Annotated in this window: 18 protein-coding genes; 2 read left to right on the plus strand and 16 right to left on the minus strand. The window is 45.7% G+C overall.

What is annotated here, in order from left to right:
- From DU000_RS08035 to gmd, 9 genes are read right to left on the minus strand one after another with little or no spacing between them, the layout of a single operon-like run.
- Complete coding sequence (locus tag DU000_RS08035) at nucleotides 1-873, minus strand: glycosyltransferase family 2 protein (RefSeq protein WP_114402882.1); 873 nt, start codon at nucleotides 871-873, stop codon at nucleotides 1-3.
- Nucleotides 863-1,867: an NAD-dependent epimerase/dehydratase family protein gene (locus DU000_RS08040; RefSeq protein ID WP_147266982.1), complete on the minus strand. Its 1,005-nt coding sequence runs from the start codon at nucleotides 1,865-1,867 to the stop codon at nucleotides 863-865. The genes DU000_RS08035 and DU000_RS08040 overlap by 11 nt, the downstream gene beginning before the upstream one ends.
- The gene (locus DU000_RS08045) at nucleotides 1,852-2,778 is read right to left on the minus strand and encodes an alpha-1,2-fucosyltransferase (RefSeq protein ID WP_114402884.1); all 927 of its coding nucleotides are present in this window, start codon (nucleotides 2,776-2,778) and stop codon (nucleotides 1,852-1,854) included. Before DU000_RS08045 ends, DU000_RS08040 begins: the two co-directional genes overlap by 16 nt.
- Entirely contained in the window at nucleotides 2,775-4,229 is a 1,455-nt protein-coding gene (locus DU000_RS08050) for a lipopolysaccharide biosynthesis protein (protein WP_114402885.1), read from the minus strand. The genes DU000_RS08045 and DU000_RS08050 overlap by 4 nt, the downstream gene beginning before the upstream one ends.
- On the minus strand, nucleotides 4,222-5,268 hold the full coding sequence (locus DU000_RS08055) for a glycosyltransferase family 10 domain-containing protein (RefSeq protein ID WP_114402886.1): 1,047 nt from the start codon (nucleotides 5,266-5,268) through the stop codon (nucleotides 4,222-4,224). The genes DU000_RS08050 and DU000_RS08055 overlap by 8 nt, the downstream gene beginning before the upstream one ends.
- Complete coding sequence (locus tag DU000_RS08060) at nucleotides 5,246-5,941, minus strand: FkbM family methyltransferase (RefSeq protein ID WP_158529660.1); 696 nt, start codon at nucleotides 5,939-5,941, stop codon at nucleotides 5,246-5,248. The genes DU000_RS08055 and DU000_RS08060 overlap by 23 nt, the downstream gene beginning before the upstream one ends.
- A 1-nt stretch (nucleotide 5,942) precedes the next feature.
- Nucleotides 5,943-7,148, minus strand: a complete 1,206-nt coding sequence (locus DU000_RS08065; protein WP_240001845.1) for a DegT/DnrJ/EryC1/StrS family aminotransferase — start codon at nucleotides 7,146-7,148, stop codon at nucleotides 5,943-5,945.
- On the minus strand, nucleotides 7,114-8,055 hold the full coding sequence (locus DU000_RS08070) for a GDP-L-fucose synthase family protein (RefSeq protein WP_114402889.1): 942 nt from the start codon (nucleotides 8,053-8,055) through the stop codon (nucleotides 7,114-7,116). Before DU000_RS08070 ends, DU000_RS08065 begins: the two co-directional genes overlap by 35 nt.
- 21 nt (nucleotides 8,056-8,076) lie before the next feature.
- On the minus strand, nucleotides 8,077-9,156 hold the full coding sequence (gmd, locus tag DU000_RS08075; RefSeq protein ID WP_114402890.1) for a GDP-mannose 4,6-dehydratase: 1,080 nt from the start codon (nucleotides 9,154-9,156) through the stop codon (nucleotides 8,077-8,079).
- A 118-nt stretch (nucleotides 9,157-9,274) separates the two neighbouring features.
- On the opposite strand from gmd, the gene DU000_RS08080 reads away from it, so the two are divergent.
- Together DU000_RS08080 and DU000_RS08085 are read left to right on the plus strand one after the other, a co-directional pair.
- On the plus strand, nucleotides 9,275-10,285 hold the full coding sequence (locus DU000_RS08080; RefSeq protein WP_114402891.1) for an MraY family glycosyltransferase: 1,011 nt from the start codon (nucleotides 9,275-9,277) through the stop codon (nucleotides 10,283-10,285).
- Complete coding sequence (locus DU000_RS08085) at nucleotides 10,257-12,080, plus strand: polysaccharide biosynthesis protein (RefSeq protein ID WP_205074039.1); 1,824 nt, start codon at nucleotides 10,257-10,259, stop codon at nucleotides 12,078-12,080. Before DU000_RS08080 ends, DU000_RS08085 begins: the two co-directional genes overlap by 29 nt.
- On the opposite strand, the gene DU000_RS08090 is transcribed toward DU000_RS08085, so the two are convergent.
- The 7 genes from DU000_RS08090 to wbjC form a co-directional block, all read right to left on the minus strand.
- A complete protein-coding gene (locus tag DU000_RS08090) occupies nucleotides 12,077-13,522 on the minus strand; it encodes a mannose-1-phosphate guanylyltransferase/mannose-6-phosphate isomerase (protein WP_114402893.1) in 1,446 nt (481 codons plus the stop codon). The genes DU000_RS08085 and DU000_RS08090 overlap by 4 nt on opposite strands.
- Nucleotides 13,515-14,093 carry a dTDP-4-dehydrorhamnose 3,5-epimerase gene (gene rfbC / locus DU000_RS08095; RefSeq protein ID WP_114402894.1) on the minus strand — a complete coding sequence of 193 codons (579 nt, stop codon included), beginning with the start codon at nucleotides 14,091-14,093 and terminating at the stop codon, nucleotides 13,515-13,517. The genes DU000_RS08090 and rfbC overlap by 8 nt, the downstream gene beginning before the upstream one ends.
- Nucleotide 14,094: 1 nt before the next feature.
- Entirely contained in the window at nucleotides 14,095-14,967 is an 873-nt protein-coding gene (rfbA, locus tag DU000_RS08100) for a glucose-1-phosphate thymidylyltransferase RfbA (RefSeq protein WP_114402895.1), read from the minus strand.
- A complete protein-coding gene (gene rfbB / locus DU000_RS08105) occupies nucleotides 14,964-16,031 on the minus strand; it encodes a dTDP-glucose 4,6-dehydratase (protein ID WP_114402896.1) in 1,068 nt (355 codons plus the stop codon). Before rfbB ends, rfbA begins: the two co-directional genes overlap by 4 nt.
- Nucleotides 16,032-16,101: 70 nt before the next feature.
- Nucleotides 16,102-17,292 carry a glycosyltransferase family 4 protein gene (locus tag DU000_RS08110; RefSeq protein WP_114402897.1) on the minus strand — a complete coding sequence of 397 codons (1,191 nt, stop codon included), beginning with the start codon at nucleotides 17,290-17,292 and terminating at the stop codon, nucleotides 16,102-16,104.
- Between the two features lie 9 nt (nucleotides 17,293-17,301).
- Complete coding sequence (gene wecB / locus DU000_RS08115) at nucleotides 17,302-18,438, minus strand: non-hydrolyzing UDP-N-acetylglucosamine 2-epimerase (protein ID WP_114402898.1); 1,137 nt, start codon at nucleotides 18,436-18,438, stop codon at nucleotides 17,302-17,304.
- Nucleotides 18,439-18,440: 2 nt separating this feature from the next.
- The gene (gene wbjC, locus DU000_RS08120; protein ID WP_114402899.1) at nucleotides 18,441-19,571 is read right to left on the minus strand and encodes a UDP-2-acetamido-2,6-beta-L-arabino-hexul-4-ose reductase; all 1,131 of its coding nucleotides are present in this window, start codon (nucleotides 19,569-19,571) and stop codon (nucleotides 18,441-18,443) included.
- Nucleotides 19,572-19,574 lie beyond the last annotated feature (3 nt).

Raw genomic sequence — 19,574 nt, forward strand, 5'->3', positions numbered from 1 at the left:
TCAAGGTTGGTTCTCTAGGTTTTTCAGGATAGCCTGCCATGCCTGCTCATGCTCGGGATGAATATGCTTTCTCGAATGTAAGCTTTTATGTCGACTATGGCGAATAACATCTTGTACTACTCGAAGGCCATACAGGGCGATAGCCGCTAGTGCTGAAAAAATATAACCATTCCTCAAAAAATGATTGAGCTGGACGTTTAGCAGCGCATTGCGCGTTCTGAATAACTTCCTTAAATCAATGGTTGAACGAATTCTATAGGCCAACGAGACATGATCGACTGTAGCAAACTGACTGGTTGCGTATGTACGGAGCAAGAGTTCTTGGTCTTCGCAGCAATAGGGTGCGGCATGGGCGTAGTAATGTTGTTTGAACCAGGAGCGCTTCCCCATCCAGGTTGGATGAGGCATATAAAAGGTCCGCCAGGGCAGCTGGGTTAAGCGCTGATGTGTCGATACAAATGGAAGCTCACCTATGATGGTATTATTTTCATCGATAGTAATCGCCCGAGTCGCCGATAGATCACATGAAGGTTGGGTCAGCATAAACTTAACCTGCACTGCAATCCGTTGCGGATGACAAACATCATCTTGATCCATACGCATCAGATATTCACCACGCGCTAAATCAATGGCTTGATTCAAGCGTCTAGCGAGGCCCTCATTGTTACCATCGCGGACAATACGAATTCTCGGGTCATTAAAAGACTGGGCGATAGTCAATGAACGATCTGTAGAACCATCATCGATCAGCCATAACTCCCAGTTTTTATAAGACTGTCTAATAAGTGAGTCGAGTGCGAGCTTTAAATAGCGCTCACCATTATAGATAGGCATCGCAATCGAAACCAGTGGATCAGATAAATCACGTGACACGTTTGATGCTTCCCAACTGCGTTTTTTGCCATTCCAGCGTTTTACTCAAACCAACCTCAAGACTGATATGAGGCTGCCATCCGATTGCTGCATGGAGTTTTGCTGAGCTGAGAATATTCGATGGCACATCAAAGACACGCGCAGGCAAATAGTTGATAGTGCAAGTTTCTAGCCCACAGAGTCTGACTAATTTATTCAAAATATCCTTGCTACTGATGCCAACTCCACTACCAATATTATAAGTCTCTCCGATTGGGGCAGATAACATGGCTTGTTGGATGGCAAGTGATAAATCATCGATAGCTATGTAATCCCGAATAATTGAACCATCACCATAAAGAATGATGGGTTGCTGCGTCAAAATATTTGCAATCACATTCGCGATAAAGCCTTGGCCACGATACGGTAACTGCCCGACACCATAAGCATTGCTGGGGCGCAAAATAAGATGTTGCAAGCCATGTGTGATGGCATATAAATTTGCGTAATGCTCGATCGTGAGTTTGGTTAGGCCATAGGGAGAAATAGGGTGGGTTTTGTGATTTTCATCGATACAGCCCGTTTGCCTACCATAGACGGTCCCACCTGATGAGATGATAACGAGTAGCTTTCTTAAGCGTGCCATTTCCTCAAATAAGCTGATAGATGGCACCAAATTCTGCTGTAAATCAAGCAGTGGATTCTCAAAGGCCGTATTGGGTACTGTCGCATAAGCTAGGCTAACAACAGTATCGTGTTCAACCAATATCTCTCTTAAGAAATTAGTGTGTGTGAAATCGCCAGAAATATAGTTGATATTCTCAACGGTTTCCCCTAGGATTTGCCGGGCTGTATCAGATAAATTGCGACTACGACCCATGATGGTAACGGCGTGGTGATCTGCCGCTAATCTATTTGCTAAGTGGCTCCCAATAAAACCGCCACCGCCAATGAGCAGGATGCGGCCAAGAGCACGGGGTGAAGTCGCCGTAATCATTCTTATATTTTTATCCAAGGAGCGGGAATGATATCTTTATCAATAAATTGATTTGCAAACCATCTTTTTGGCGCTATAACTACTTTTTCTGGCGAGGGATTCAGCCATGCGCCCCACCAACTAAATGTGCTATTGGCAATGATATGGTGCTGGCAAAGACTCATCAACTGCATATCAATATAACTATCCTGCGCACGGTTATGATCAATAAATACGGCCTCATCAACCAGTTTGATGGTTGATTTTACCCACTTTATGTCGTCCGAAAAAATGAGTAACTTTATCTTCCTGAATTTATCGCGCATGTAGGTGATTGCCTGATCGTAGTACTTTGCATCCAACTGGTGGTAAATTTTCACGGCGCTAGGATTATTCACATAATCACCACGACGCACATGCAAGCTAACAATGACACCTTCGCAATCGTGATTGGCTTTATGTTCCTCAATCATGGCCAGTAACTCTCGATTACGCCCCTCTAGCGGTGGCTTGAATATGAACCGTTCCCTCACCCGCTTTTCACAATGCTGGAAATACCGCTCGGATTGCCAATGCCCATCAAGGTAGGCAGAAGTAGTGACAGCTTCAATACCAGGCCAATAGTGGAGGTGCGGCTCGTAATAATAAGGGTCTAAAACAACACGCATTGGCAAGGTGTGGCTCACTGCTCGGATCCGCTGGTTACCAAAAAAACGTCTCGCTAATGGGGCTGTTTTCCATCCGTATTCGCGTTGAATTTCCTTAGCTGACAGGCATTGCTCGGGCAATTCAAATATTCGCGTTAATTCATAACCTTGATGAAGTGAATAATCAGAAAAGGAGGTGGCATCAATTCCTAGAGTGAGATTGTTGCGCTGAGCTACCGCTAACCCACAGGCATATTGAAACATCTGGTTCCCTAGCCCGCCTAGAACTTTAGAAATAATCATTCTTTTTTCTCATTATTAAGCGAACACTTGAGCATCTGATTCAAATTAGCATTAGTGAAAATAATGTAGTAAGTAACAATCAGAAAAGGGAGTGAGATTAAGAATGATTCAAGTACTAAAAAGGCTAGATTCTCTGACCAGCTAAAAAGAAGATTGATGCTGATACCAGCAGATAGCGCCAAAAACCCCAATAGCCAATAGCCAACTTGAATAGTAAAATTGACTAGATTGTACATAAGGTAATACATCATGACGACCATACCTATCCCAGCCACTAAAAGTGAAAATGCAATAAACTTTGCTGGTAGCGAGATAACGTATAGTAAGACGGATGTGATAAAAAATAATACTATGGCACATAGATATGGAGGAACTTGTGTTGCCGTCACTTTCCTAATTTGAGCAGCAAGCGAAAATACATTTGCTACTGAACGGCATAATTCAATTAAAATTCCCACAGCAAAGAAAAAGTAAGCATCAATATAGCTTGACCCACCAAGCAGAAAAACAATTGGATATGCGAGGGTTAGTAATATTCCCGCTAGTAGCAAATAGATTGGACCCAGCAAATTAACAATCTGGCTCATCGCTATTTCTTGTGATCGATCTTCCGCCGCAAACTCATCTAATTTTTTAAAAAAGCGGGGGTAAAAGTACTGCATCAATACAGACTCAACCAAACCAAAAATCTGCATCGCTAGAGTCATGCCAAGTGCTAGTAAACCTAAAAAACTGGCGCCCCAATGATACTCAATGATCCATCGATGTCCATACTGTAAAAACCATAATAACCCTGCTGAGATAGCCAGAGGAATACAAAAATCTCTATAAGTAGCCCAATTTAAAAAGTCAGACCTCTCAAAATCGGGATCTGTAACAACATATTTTCTTATGTAGGATCGGGCTATAAAGGCTGGCACTAAGAGTGCGGAGGAATATGCGATCAACCAAGAAGGTACTGAATCAATGTACTTTAATGAAAAAAAACAAAATAAAACCACTAGCGCGCTACCGAGTAAAGAAAGTTGAGCAGATTTCTTTGCGAATCCCAGCATATTGAGTAAAGGTACATATGTCGCATTCAAATTTACCCAATAGACTGCCAGAAATATTGCCAGTAGTTCAAACCAGTCTGGCGATACGCCAGAGCGGAGAAAGGAGAAAATGCAGCATATAGCCATTCCGATGAGGGCAGTGGCAAGGAGATAATTAGAATGCTGATCTAGTTTTTGACGCAATATGCCTGAAGACTGCCATTCATGCGTATGACGATTTATGTATTGCCCAATTGGGCTAACAAGAACCAAACTGCAAAAAAATTGGATTGAAATCAGCAGAGCAAGCTGGCCATATTGTGATGGTGAGAAATAACTTGTTGTAATCTTAACATTTGCCAGGGTTAATAAACCCACACAGATTCGACCAATAGATATCCATAAAAACTCAGACATGGTCAATATCGCTCACTATGATCTTAGTGATTGTTTCTGCGAAATATTCTGCACTGAAAGAGTACGACGCTGGGCTCTGCAGAAAGTCAGAAATTGCCTGTTGATAAGTTGTATATTTTTCTTCATTGATGGATTTCAGATAGGAATACATTGTCTGAATGTCGGCAAAATCTCTTCTATCTATGAAACAGTTAGCAGGAATATGATCAGTAATATTATCTGCGCCCCAATAAACGGGAATACAGCCAGAAAAAAAACAATCAAAAATTTTTTCTGTGATATAGCCGGGTAAGTCGCAAACATTTTCGTAACAGATTGCGAATTTTGTTTTACGCAATATCGAAGATTTTTGTTTGATCGGACCACGATAACTTCGAAATGGATGATATATCTTATTGATCTTAAATAGATCAAAAGTTTTTCTATAGATTTTTAAAACAATCTTACCTATTACCCCCGAAGTAGGTGGTGCAGGAATGTCCCAATCCATACCATATAAATCAAAATCATGGGGAGCATTCTGTTCAAACCAGCGAATTGTTTCGACTCGTTCTGAATATAATTCGCGCGGATCAGAAATTGCAGTGGTTTTATTGCCTGCGATCATGCAACAAAATTTATCACGTGCTCGCCAGTCACCTACTTCAGGTATGACAAGTTGATTAGGGAAATTAATTTTGATATAGCGGTTGTCATCTACCAAGTCATCCCGCCAAGTAAATATTTTTCTGTAGTTAGCTAGCTTAGCTGTAACGCCATTTTGAGGCTTTAATAACTCGGTTTCCAATAGAATCAGAAAATCTCGCTTAGATGAAGCATGAGACTGAACGTCCATGTCTAAATACCAAACTTCAGCTGCATCACTACAAATACGATCTGGCGTTTGAAGCAATATCCTATGTTGTTCCAGCAAACATTTTAAGTACCAATAAGGATAATAACAATTGTCTCGATTACCAGCTGCGGCCAAGTCAAAAATACTATTATTACTAATATTGGTCGCAACAAAAGCTAAATTAATTTGGTTCGCTATTGGCATGCGCTTTTAGCTCCCAAGATTCCCACACAAATGGAAAATTCCATGATTCTTGGTGAGTGATTGATAGTTTTTCTCGGATTTGTGTCCGTTTGGTTTCTGCATTATCAATAAAGTTATGGAACTGAATTTGCAAGAAACGAATATTTTTTATGTAACCAGATTCAATAATCGCTGGTAAGACATCGTATTCACCGCCCTCAATATTGATTTTAAGGAGATCAATTTTATCTAGCTTTAATTCTTTAAATACCTCATTAACATCTCTTAAAGTTGCTGAGATCTCTCTTGAATTTATATTTTTTTTATAAAAACTTGTTGCATCAGCAGAGTCTGTGAATGTGCAAATTTGATTAGCGCCAGACAGACCATAATTAAGACAAATAATATTTTTAATCTGTCGAAAACGAATTACGCAATGATCATAGTAATGAGGCATTGGTTCGAATATATACACCGTAGACTGATAGCGCTCATACATTTCTTTGGCAAAGTCTCCTACATAACCCCCGATGTCTAGTATCACACTGCTGTTGTTTAAAGGATATTCCATTCGATAGGTTTTATCCCCATCAACCCGAAACCATTTCTTTATTTCAAGTAAAAAAGGGTCCCTTAATATTTCCCTTTTAAAGATATTCTGGATTTTTGTGAGTACGCGCTTTAGCAAATACATATTAAATTTCTTGCAATTGTTGAATAGCATCCTGAATTGGATAATGATGATTACCGATAAATAGCCCATGTTTATCGATGTAATCAGCATTCACTAACTCACCCTGTATTTCACTATCAAAATATTTGACCACTTCGTTTTTAGCAAAATTCCCCGCAACAATGGGGCGACACTCGAAACCTCGTTCACGTAAGCGCATGACTAACTCTTTTCTTGTCATGGAAACCCCGGGCCGAATGACTAAGCTGAAACCAAACCAACTGCTTTCGCCAATTTCTTTTTGTATGCTTAAAGTAGGATGGTGCTCCATTTTTTCTTGCAGATAGAGACCATTCTCACGGCGCGCCCGAATAATCTCAGGCAGTTTCTTTACCTGCTCAATCCCAATCGCGCCAGATAGCTCCAGTGGCCGCAGGTTATATCCAGGCAAGACAAAGCGAAAGGATTCTTCAAATGGATCAGCACTTTTTTCTCCACAAACCAAATTGTGCTGGGGTAAGTTACGAGTCCATCCATGCGCACGTAAACACAGCATGATTTGGTATAGCTCCTCATCATCTGTCACCACCATACCGCCTTCCATAGTAGAGATATGGTGAGAGAAAAAAGCGCTAAAACTCCCCATAACACCAAAGGTACCCGCTTGTTTACCGCTAAAAGTCGCGCCCATTGACTCACAATTATCTTCTAGCAGCACAATATTACGAGTGCCAATCAGCGCCTGGATCTGAGCAAAGTCGTTGGGGTTACCCAGTAGATTAACCGCCATGATTGCGCGTGTTTTTTCAGTGATGGCTGTTTCGAGTTGCACTAAATCATAATTCAGTGTTTGCAAATCGATATCAACAAACTTAAGCTTTAACCCATATTGATAGAGTGGATAGTAAGTTGTGCTCCAAGAAACAGCCGGCACAATCACTTCGTCGCCGCGCTCTAGTTTCAAGTTAGGATTTTTAGAGTAGAACAGCGCGCCCACCATCAGAAGATTTGCAGATGAGCCAGAATTCACCATGACACAATATTGACTCTGAGTATATTCAGCAAAGCGTTTTTCAAAGGTGGCGACTTGTTGCCCCATGGTAAACATCCCTGACGCAATAACGCTCTGCATTGCAGCATATTCCGCGTCATCCCATGTTGCCGTTGCCAATGGATATTTAATGGGGGATTGATTAGATGTTTGCATAATTTTCTTTATAGAAAGCATAGCTTAGCTCAATGCCTGCCGACAGCGACGTTCTCGCGTGCCAGCCCAGATCATTGATGATTGTTGTAGAGACGAGCTTACGTTGCATTCCAACTGGTTTACTCAAATCAAAAACAAAATTGCCCTCCCAGCCGATGATGTCAGAGACAGCTTGGTAATATTCCTTAATGCTGAAATCATGACCAAGGCCGACATTCACCATACTGGGTAACGCCGATATTTTATCCAGGCAGAAAATGATGGCATCTGCCATGTCTCCCGCATACATAAACTCACGACGAGCAGAGCCGTCACCCCATATTTCTACTGTCTTTTCAGAGCGTAACTTTGCCTGATGCACTTTATGGATAATCGCTGGAATCAGATGTGAATGCGTCGGAGAAAATTTGTCATGACGCCCATATAAATTGCAAGGAATCAATGTTTTGTAGCAGCGCGAGGGGTATTGTTTACTGATGTAGTTACATAACCGAGCGGTAATGATTTTTGCAAGGGCATAACCTTCATTCGTCGGTTCTAACTCGCCCTGTAGGATCTGATCTTCTGTCAATGGCGACTGACCAGCACGCGGGTACATGCAAGAGCTGCCCAGGTTAATCAGGTGCGCTATGCCCGCATGGTGGGCAGCTAAAACGATGTTACGACCTGCATCAAGATTCTCGACGAGAAAACCGACAGGGTCAGCAATGTTTGCTTGGATGCCCCCCACTTTACCAGCAGCGTGTATCACTAAATCTGGCTTATATTGATTGAGATAAGCAAGGCAACTGCCGTAATCAGCAAGATTAAGAGAGGCGCGCGTAGGGGCCAGTATGGTGTATGGCTGGAGTGCAGGATGCTCTAATAAATTCTGCCCAACCATGCCGGTAGCACCGGTAATCATGATTGTTTTTATGACTTGATGCATTCCGTGCGACCTCTATGTGATTTAGCTACGCTGGGCGCGGTGGCCATGCGCAAGCACTTTTAAATCAAACTCTGCGGCCTTTAAATCTGCGCTCACCATTTCTTTTACCAATTCAGCAAAGCTGGTCTTTGCCTGCCAGCCCAATTTTTCACGCGCCTTAGTTGCATCGCCTAACAGCGTTTCCACTTCGGTCGGGCGGAAATAGCGTGGATCAATCGCAATAACCTGTCGCCCATTTTGATCAATGCCTTGCTCAGCCACCCCATCGCCATGCCAGGATAGCTGCATTCCCAATTCTGCTGCAGCCAAGGTAACAAACTCACGGACGCTATATTGCGTACCTGTTGCAATCACAAAGTCTTCCGGCTGAGCCTGCTGCAACATAAGCCACTGCATTTCTACATAATCCCTGGCATGGCCCCAATCCCGTTTGGCATCGAGGTTACCTAAATACAGCTTATCTTGTAACCCCAGCTTAATGCGCGCTAGACCGCGAGTAATTTTTCGCGTGACAAAGGTTTCACCACGAATGGGTGATTCATGGTTAAACAAAATACCATTGCAGGCATAAATACCGTATGCCTCACGATAATTAACAGTAATCCAGTACGCATATAACTTCGCTACTGCATAAGGGCTGCGGGGATAGAAAGGGGTGGTCTCACGCTGTGGGATCTCTTGAACCAAGCCATATAGCTCGGACGTAGACGCTTGATAAAAACGTGTTTTTCTTTCTAGTCCTAAAATCCGGATTGCTTCGAGCAACCTGAGCGCACCAAGGGCATCGGAATTCGCCGTGTATTCGGGTTCTTCAAATGACACGGCAACGTGGCTTTGTGCGGCTAGATTATAAATTTCGTCTGGCTGTACTTTTTGGATAATATGGGTCAAGCTCGAAGAGTCTGTCATATCACCATGATGCAAGATGAAGCGGCCATCGGAAATATGGGGGTCTTGGAAAAGATGGTCAATCCGATCAGTATTAAACAACGAGGTGCGTCGCTTAATGCCATGTACCGTATAGCCCTTAGCTAACAGTAATTCAGCCAGGTAGGCTCCGTCTTGTCCTGTAATACCCGTAATTAGCGCGACTTTGTTCATGTTTCATCATTAATATAAATTTAACGGCTTTATTTTACCTGTATGTGTGCCAGATAAAACAACAAAATCAATTAATTGCATGCGAAAATAAGAGAGTTTCAATCATTTTTCATCCTGCATGGCTCATTTATTTTTGCTGGCTTTTGTAGTCACCGCTTTACTGATTTTTTTGGGGTTAAAACTAAATCTAGGGAGATGGTTTCTGGATGTACCCAATCAACGGTCGCTGCATAGCCAGCCAACCCCGCGCTTTGGTGGCAGCATATTGATGATGGTGACACTCATCATTGCGATGCTATACGTCCTTCCCATTCAATCAGCCAGCCTGATTATTTTCCTTAGCGCTTTATGCTTGGTCATTCTCGGGACATTGGATGATCGCTACAGCCTACCCGCCTCCACCCGACTGATCATCCAGCTTATCAGTGCCATGATTTGTCTTACGCAACTCCCGCTAAACGCGCTACCGCCAGGATCTTCACTCATCGGCACCCTACTACTAGTCATCATTACCGCCTGGTCTGCTAATCTCTTTAATTTTATGGATGGCCTTGATGGATTGGCGGGGAGCATGGCTGCCATTGGCTTCACGGGTTATGCACTGCTCTTAGTACAACTGCCGCCCACGCCATGGGCACAGGCATTGTTAATGTTATGCCTCATCATTATTGGCAGCACTGCCGGGTTTTTATTATTTAACCGACCTCAAGCTACCATTTTCATGGGTGACGCCGGCTCGATAACACTGGGCTTTCTCGCTGCCATCGTTGGTATATTGGGTTATAAACTTAACTTCTGGTCCTGGCGCACACCCTGTTTATTATTCTGGCCATTCATCTTTGACAGTAGCTATACACTGATTAAGCGCATCGCACGTGGCGAGAAAATCTGGCAAGCTCACCGCCAGCACGTCTTTCAAAGAATGATTCTGGCTGGGCTGGATAAAAGACTGGTGTTAGGTCTACACCTCATCTATATGCTCCTTTGTTTAGGCTTAGCACTGTATCTTGAATCTCAGGTAATCCTCTCGGATTTCCTGATCATGGGGATACTGGTCATCGTCAGTATTACCCTATGCAATTCTCTGCTAAAAAAATTAAATGCGGCGTCCAAAAACTATGTGGCATAACTATCGAATTTGGCTGGTCGTTGGCTATGACCTACTGGCAGCGAGCACAGCCTGGATAGTGGCTTGGTGGTTACGCTATAACCTGGCAATTCCAGATTACAGCGTTGACCTGCTCATTAGCAGTCTCCTTTTTGTGTTAGCCGTCGAGCTAGTTGCATTTAAATTATCTGGCCTCTATCGCGGTGTCTGGCTGTTTGCAAGCTTGCCCGATTTAAGGCGAATTGCGGTCGCCCTCATTTTCAGCGCATTACTGATTCCAGTCGCAATGCTCTTTTGGCGTCATGGCGTCGGCATCCCTCGCTCGGTTTACATTATTAACCCGCTCATCCTCTGCTTGCTAATGGCTGGGGGCCGGCTAAGCTATCGTGCTTGGAAAGAATATCGAATATATGGGTGGCTTAGAACCCAGGGTAAGCCTGTTTTACTCATGGGCATTACCGATGAAGCGATCTCTATTTTCAAACAACTTGAACGCAGCCCTGACTGGCAAGTGATTGGCATCGTTGATAACGCTGCGGAATTAAAGGGCCGTGAAGTTCATGGCATCCCTGTTTTAGGCCGACGCGAAAACCTAGCTGCGATTGCCGCTCATCATGGGGTTAAACAAGTGATATATGCTGATCGTGAAGGTGGTCATCATGAACGCAGAATTGCTTATGAGCTCTGCCGTAACGCTGGGCTAGAAATGCTGGTTCCACCCAAAATGGAAGATTTGATTAGTGGCAGGGTCCAAGTATCGCCACTGCGCCAGATTGAATTGGAAGATCTTTTAGGGCGTGATGCTGTTAACCTCGACAACGCCGCGCTACATCAATTGATTCACCAGCAGCGCATCCTCATTACTGGGGCTGGTGGCTCGATTGGCGCCGAACTATGCCGGCAAATTCTCAAGTTTCGGCCTGCTCATTTGATTTGCCTGGAGCTCAGTGAGCATGCTCTGTATCAGATTGAGCAGGAGTTTTCAGCACACTATCCTGATACGCGATTGGATTTTTTAATTGCCGATGTTAAAGATTTTGAGCGCGTCTTATCTCTCTGTGAGCATTACCGGCCTCAACTCGTGTTCCATGCAGCGGCCTATAAACATGTTCCGCTCATGGAAGAGAAAAACATATTGCAAGCGATTAAAAATAACGCCATAGGCACACTCAATATCGCACGCGCTGCCATTCAATCAGAAGCACAAAAATTTGTGCTGGTCTCTACCGATAAGGCGGTCAACCCAACGAATGTGATGGGTGCCACCAAAAGATTGGCAGAACTGCTGGTTCAACAATTGCAAGCAAACAGCACTAAGACAGCATTACTGGCGGTGCGCTTTGGAAATGTATTAGGCTCAAATGGCAGTGTCATCCCCAAATTTCGCCAACAGATTGCAGCGGGTGGCCCGATCACGGTCACCCATCCTGACATTATTCGTTACTTCATGACAATCCCAGAAGCGGCTCAGCTGATCCTGCAGGCAGGTACGATGGGGCGTGGCGGAGAGATTTTCGTGCTGGATATGGGTGAGCCTGTGAAGATTGCTGATTTGGCGAAAGATTTGATTCAGCTAAGTGGCTTTGACCTTGCTGATATCCCGATCATTTACACAGGGTTGCGGCCTGGAGAAAAACTGTTTGAAGAATTGCTGGCCAACAATGAAACCACACAACAAACCTCGCACCCCAAAGTGCGGGCCTGTATTTCGCAGGCCGAATGGTCACTGACACCAGCAGAACTTAATGAATTGATTAACCCAAGCCTGGATGAAAAACTCATCCGTGAAAAACTGATGCGCGCTATTCAGCCCTAGCGACCATATAAATCGTCTAGCCGGATAATGTCGTCTTCGCCCAGATAATCGCCAGACTGGACCTCAATAATTTCTAGTGGCGTCTCTGACTGGTTGGATAAACGATGTTTTTGGCCCACGGGAATATAAGTACTCTGATTCTCTTTTAACGCGATTTGCTGCTCGCCATTGACTACTGTTGCCGTACCGCTAACCACCACCCAATGCTCGGCGCGATGTTGGTGTAACTGCAAGCTAAGCGAAGCATGTGGCTTGACCATAATCCGCTTCACTTGAAACCTCGGCCCTTGATCAATGGTTTCATACCAGCCCCACGGACGATGAACCCTGGTATGCGAATTTGACTCTACCCTCTCCTTAGCCTGCAAGGTGGCAACCAATGTCTTGACGGCCTGACTCTCTGCGCGGGATGCCACCAATACCGCATCAGCCGTTTCTATCACGACCAAATCACGCTGATCAGATACTGCAACCAACCGGTTACTGGCATGTACAAGACAATTTTGGCTACGCTGTAGCAACACGTCGCCGTGCTGCGCGTTGCCATCGCCATCATGCGGAAGATGACGCCACAAGGCATCCCATGAACCTAAATCACTCCACCCCACGGCCAATGGCAGCATGGCAAGGGTATAACCGGCTGGGAGGCAGCGCTCGATGACGGCATAATCGATACTCTCAGCGGGGATTCGACCAAACTTGACCGGATCAGGCCGAAAGAATGCTCCATCTGTCGTCCCATCTGCCATTGCACCAAGGGAGGCATGATAGATCTCGGGATGAAACTGCTCGATTAGTGCTAACCAACGGGTCGCTTTTAAGATGAAAATCCCACTGTTCCAAAAAAAGTTACCTTGCTCAAGGTAAGCTCTAGCTGTCTCAAAATCTGGCTTTTCTTTGAACGCCAGCACGTCATAAGCGCGACCAGCCTGCTCTGCGCTACGCGGCTTACCCTGAATATAGCCGTAGCCCGTTTCCACCCGATCAGGTGGCACGCCAAGCAGCACTATCTGGCCTTCTGCCGCTAGCCTTGCTGCATTAAACAGAACCTCCTCGAAATGATTCTCTTGGGCGACCGCTTGGTCTGCAGGCATCACAATCATCACCGGATCAGTCTGCTTCACATCGCGCAAATAGAGTGCGGCTAGGGTTAGCGCAGGCGCCGTATTCTTCCCCTGTGGCTCTAGAATCAAATCTGCTTCTGTCTTAATTTCACGAAGTTGATCTAAAACCAAAAAACGGTGTGTTTCACTCGCTACAACAAGGGGGGAAGCAAATACAAAAGGGGCGCGTTGATGCAAACGTAACAGAGCCTGCTGCAGTAAAGTATGGGGGCCATCAAATGCCAGAAACTGCTTAGGGTAAGCGGCACGACTTAACGGCCACAGCCTTGTGCCACTGCCGCCAGAAAGAACGACTTGCTGTATGCTTATATTAGTCATATTCAGGTAGATCTATAGATGGCAAGCTGACTAAATAGGGGGCTTGCTGGTCTCGTAAAGAAAGGATTGGTTCGGCAACGGCAGCGCTAATGCCGACTGGCCAGTGAATTGCCAATAAAGGATCATCCCAACGGATGATGCGCTCATAATCAGGGTCTCGATATTGTGAGACTTTGTATAACACCGTAGTTGCCTCTTCCAGGCATAAGAATCCGTGCGCACAGCCGGCAGGAACATAAATTTGCATCCCATTATCAGCGGAGGCATTTAACCCAACCCACTTTCCATAACTTGGTGAAGCCAAGCGTAAATCGACAACAACATCGTATATTGATCCTGCTAAAACACGCACTAACTTCGCTTGTGGCTGCTCAATCTGATAGTGCAACCCTCTGAGTACCCCTTTGGTGGACGTAGACTGGACCTCCATCACAAATCTCGCGTCATATGCTAAATGCTCATCAACCACATCTTGCCGATATACCTCACGGAGTGCTCCTCGGTGGTCCACATGTTCCTCTGGGTAAAAAATGAGCATACCCGCAATAGCGTCAGACCTGTGAATATGCATCTTACTCACTTAAAATACTCAGCAAGTAATTACCGTATGCACTTTTCATAAGCGGCTTGGCTTGCTTTGCAAGCTCCTCATTGCTTATCCAACCATTCCGCCAGGCAATTTCCTCTGGGCATGCGATCATCCATCCCTGGCGCTTCTGAATGGTGGCAATAAACTGAGATGCCTCCAGCAACGAATCATGGGTTCCGGTATCCAACCACGCCATGCCCCGTCCCATTATTTCAACATGTAGCTGCTGTTGCTTCAGATAGTGCTGATTAATATCAGTGATCTCAAGTTCGCCTCGAGCAGAAGGCTTCAACTGTGCGGCAATATCAATTACTTGTTCGTCATAAAAATACAAACCAGTGACCGCATAATTACTTTTTGGTACAGCAGGTTTTTCAGTAATCGCGATCGCTCGACCTTCGTCACCGAACTCAATCACGCCATACCGTTCGGGATCATGCACATGATAAGCAAAAACACTTGCACCAGTTCCCCGCATATCTGCCGTTTTTAACTGCTTGGGTAAGGCATTGCCGTAAAAAATATTGTCACCAAGCACAAGCGCACTGGGTTGATTGTTAATGAACGCTTTGCCAATCACGAAAGCTTGGGCCAATCCATCTGGGCTCGGCTGCACCGCATACTGGATGTTCATGCCCCATTGACTGCCGTCACCCAACAAATCACTAAAGCGCGGCGTATCCTGCGGCGTGCTGATCAGCAATACGTCGCGTATACCACTGAGCATGAGTGTGGTTAGCGGGTAATAAACCATGGGTTTGTCATATACGGGCATGAGCTGTTTGCTCACGGCTTGAGTGACTGGGTAAAGTCGCGTACCAGAGCCACCCGCTAAAATGATGCCTTTGCGTGTCATGCCCTTCCCCCCTCGTATTGTTTTAATACCCATTCGCGATAAGCGCCACTTTGAACATTTTCTAGCCACATGGGGTTATCCAAGTACCACTGTACCGTCTTACGGATGCCGGTCTCGAAGGTCTCAGCAGGTTTCCATCCTAATTCACGTTCAATCTTGCGGGCATCAATAGCATAGCGGCGATCATGGCCAGGGCGGTCTTGCACAAAGGTAATCTGTTTTTTGTAGCTGCTACCGTCAGCACAGGGGCGCAGTTCATCAAGTAGCGCACAAACGGTATGGACGATCTCTAGGTTGGGTTTCTCATTCCACCCACCAATGTTATACGTCTCACCCAAACACCCTGCTTCAAGTACCCGACGAATGGCGCTACAGTGGTCTTTTACGTAAAGCCAGTCACGTATCTGCATGCCGTCACCATAAACAGGTAACGGTTTACCTGCCAAGGCATTCACAATCATGAGCGGGATAAGCTTTTCTGGAAAGTGATAAGGCCCGTAGTTGTTGCTGCAGTTGGTGGTAAGCACGGGGAGCCCATAAGTGTGGTACCAGGCACGGACCAAATGGTCGCTCGCAGCTTTGCTGGCACTGTAGGGGCTGTTGGGCTGATACGCGTTGGTCTCGGCAAAGGGCGCGTCCTCTTTGGTTAGGGTGCCATAGACTTCATCGGTGCTGACATGCAGAAAGCGGAACGCAGATTTTTCAGGTTCAGGTAAACCACCCCAATAGGCGCGAACAACCTCAAGTAAACGGAAGGTACCGACAATATTGGTCTGAATAAACGCTTCCGGGCCGTGAATGGAGCGATCAACGTGGCTTTCAGCCGCGAAATGGAGAATAGCGCGCGGCTGATATTGAGCGAGTAGTGATTCTACTAGCGACGAATCCCCTAGATCACCTTTTACAAAAACATGACGAGGATCTTTTTGTAGACTGGCAAGATTTTCCAGATTGCCCGCATAGGTGAGCTTATCCAGATTCAGAACCGGCTCATCGCTTTGGTTCAACCAATCCAATATAAAGTTGCTGCCGATGAAACCAGCGCCGCCAGTTATGAAGATCATTGTTTCAATTTCGCTTTAAGTGTTTTATTGATCATTAACAACTTAAGTTCTATGAAATACCCGACATTGTTTAGGACATTAACGCTGAAACAATTTGTCGGCTAGTTTTCTCGACAGCAAATTGGCGTCTGAAAAGATTAGTACAACGCTCAGATAATTCTGGATCTGCATCTAGTTGATTTAGTAATTTTCCTGCGGCTTCTAGTAACTCATTTGGTTCATTAGTTTCACAGACTTGCCCAACCCGCTCTTGTCGAATCATTTCAGCTAGATCATTCCCTGCATTCACATTTGCCAAAACTGGTAAACCACACTGCATGTAAGTCAAGAACTTGCCTGGAATGTTATGGGACTTATGCCGAAAGTCTAATGCAACAATGCCTGCACTACATTGAGCATAGAGATCTGGTATTTCATCTGGATCAATCTCATCAAAAAAAAGTGTATTGTCTAATTTCCTAGTTTTAGCGCTGGCCTTTAGGCGATTTAAATCACTACCCCGACCAACAAACAAAAAGCCGATATCCGTACGATTTAGCAATTTTTCTGCCAAGTCCAGCAAGATGCCCATTCCCTGCGCGATACCCATATTCCCCGCATAGACCAACACTTTGCGCCCAGCGAGTGATGTCTGATTTACCCGAATTGAACATTGAAGCTGAGCTGGCTCTGCGAGCCAATTTTGTAGTACTTCTAGTTGGTGTCCAGATTGCTTTATCCAATATTTAAAATATTGTCTGTTACCAGGAGTTTGAATCCCAATAACATCAGCAACCGCATATTGGTAGCGCGCCACCGCTTTAAAAAAAAGATAGGGCATGCCTTTGCCCATCAACCCCATATCAACAGCCCACTCAGGAAAAATATCCCGGACAATCAGATAACTCTTACAACGACTAATTTTTTTTAAGCGGCTGATGAGAGGGCCATGAAAGATTGAAGGGGCATACCAGACGATTCCATCCCAACGCTCATTTGCCAGCGGACTTTTTTTAAGCTGTTTCGCCATCGAAAATGGCATGATGAATTCATTGATAGTCCGGCGGATGTATCCGATATCTTTGGTTTGGGGCGCTTTTAAGCGCAGAATCGTTGCCCCATCATAGTCTTCAAGACGCCATGGTTCGGGCAGGTCTGATGCTGGGAGCATCACCGTTACTGCATGGCCTTGTCGCACAAATTCACGGGTTAAGTCACGTAATTGCACAGCCCCCGATGTGCGCAAAGGTGGAAACGTGTCAGCGATTAAGGCAATTCGCATCTTACTGACTCAGTACTTTTTCCAAACGACACGGTTTACATAATCAGTATAACTATGAATAATCCTGACCACTTTATCACTCACGTTGGGCATGTTGTAATCAGCCACCAGTCGTAAGCTACGCTCCATACCACGTTGCTGGGAAGCCAATATAGCCAGTCCCTGACGTACTCTCTCTACATCCAACCCCACCATCATGACTGCGGCCTCTTCCATTCCCTCTGGTCGCTCATGAGCTTCACGTAAATTCAGTGCAGGAAAGTTAAGGATAGAAGACTCTTCGTTGATCGTGCCACTATCTGACAAAACAGCCTTAGCATGCATTTGCAGGTTCACGTAGTCGTGAAAACCCATGGGCTTCATCAAGCGAACCAAAGGGTGGAACTGAGCACCTGTCGCGTCTACCCTCTTTTGGGTTCGAGGGTGCGTGGATACCACTACCGGCAAACCATGGTCTTCGGCCAGCGCATTGAGCACCGCCACCAGTTTGGCGAACGACTTGTCTGATTCGATGTTCTCTTCGCGGTGGGCACTCACCACAAAATACTGCTCGGGCTGCAAACCCAGACGGCCAAGGGCGGTGGAGGCCTGAATTTGCGGCAAATAGTGATGCAGCACCTCGTACATGGGGCTGCCCGTCTTGATGACTTGGTCGGGCGGCAAACCTTCGCGCAACAGGTAGTCACGGGCAATGGTGCTGTAGGTAAGGTTGATATCTGCCGTATGGTCCACAATACGGCGGTTGGTCTCTTCCGGAACGCGCTGGTCAAAACAGCGATTGCCTGCCTCCATATGGAAGATAGGCACTTTGCGTCGCTTGGCCGGAATGACCGAGAGACAACTATTGGTGTCACCCAGCACCAGCATGGCATCGGGTTGCACTTGCGCCAGCACGCCATCTACGGCCGTGATGAGATTGCCAATTGTATTGGCCGCCCCGGTACTGCCATCAGCACTGTTCAAAAAGAAGTCTGGCTTGCGTACACCAAGATCGTCAAAGAAGACCTGGTTCAATTCGTAGTCGTAATTTTGGCCAGTATGTACCAGTACATGCTCACAATGCGTATCTAGCGCAGCGAGTACGCGTGACAAACGGATAATCTCTGGCCGTGTACCAACGACCGACATCACTCTCAGCTTTTTCATTTTTATACCTTGTTGGCCACAGTGTCCGGCTTTTCCCGGTCAAAGTTCTCGTTAGCCCATAGCATGACCACCATCTCATCACTTCCAACATTCGTGATGTCGTGCGTCCAGCCTGGGATGGTATCCACTACTTGTGGGGCGTTGCCATTGATTCTCAGTTCAACTAATTCGTCAGTTAATAAGTGGCGGAAACGAAACAGCGCTTCACCTTTAATGACAAGGAACTTCTCGGTTTTTGTGTGGTGATAATGCCCACCTCGAGTGATACCAGGGTGAGCGGTGAAATAACTGAACTGCCCACTGTCGTGTGTTTTCAGCATCTCAACGAATACACCACGGGGATCAGCGTGTTGCGTCACCTGATAAGAAAATTTCTCGTTAGGTAAGTAACTCACGTAAGTGGCGTAAAGGGCACGCACGAAACCAGTTCCGACACGCTCCGCCATGAGCGTCGAGCGGCAGTCCCCAAAGGCACGAATCTGCTTCGCAAGTTCACCCAGCGTGATTGTGTACTCAGGCGTAACCTGAGCTTGTACGCACTCACGTACCGGCGCTTGCAGAGCTGCAAGGAAGGCTGCGATCACATCATCCACGTAGACTAGTCGCAAACTGGCCAAAGGGTCATTGATCTGAATCGGCAAATCCCGTGCAATGTTGTAACAAAAGGTGGCAACCACCGAGTTGTAGTTGGGCTTACACCATTTACCAAATACACCAGGCAACCGAAAAATCACACATGGATTGCCTGTTTCTTTTGTGAGTGCTTGAACAGCTTCTTCTGCGGCAAGCTTGCTACGCCCGTAAGCATTGTCTCGCTCGACCTGAGTAGATGACGCTAATACCAGAGGCACATGCCGCCCCCTGCTGATAACTTCCTGCTGTATCGCTTGGCACAATGCAGAGGTTAATCCGGTATTTATTTGGGCAAATGCGGCTTCATCTGCTGGCCTGTTTTCACCTGCTAAGTGCACCACTGCATCAGCCTGAGCAACCAACTCGGGCAAGCGAACAGCGTCATCACCACGCACAAAGGTGGCGACACTCACATTTGAAAGCTCCTTCAAACGAACAATCAAATTTTTACCAACGAAGCCATTGGCACCAGTGACGAGTAAGCGACAGTTGGACAGCATGAT

It is taken from the genome of Parvibium lacunae (genome assembly GCF_003335215.1).
Lineage (GTDB): Bacteria > Pseudomonadota > Gammaproteobacteria > Burkholderiales > Burkholderiaceae_D > Parvibium > Parvibium lacunae.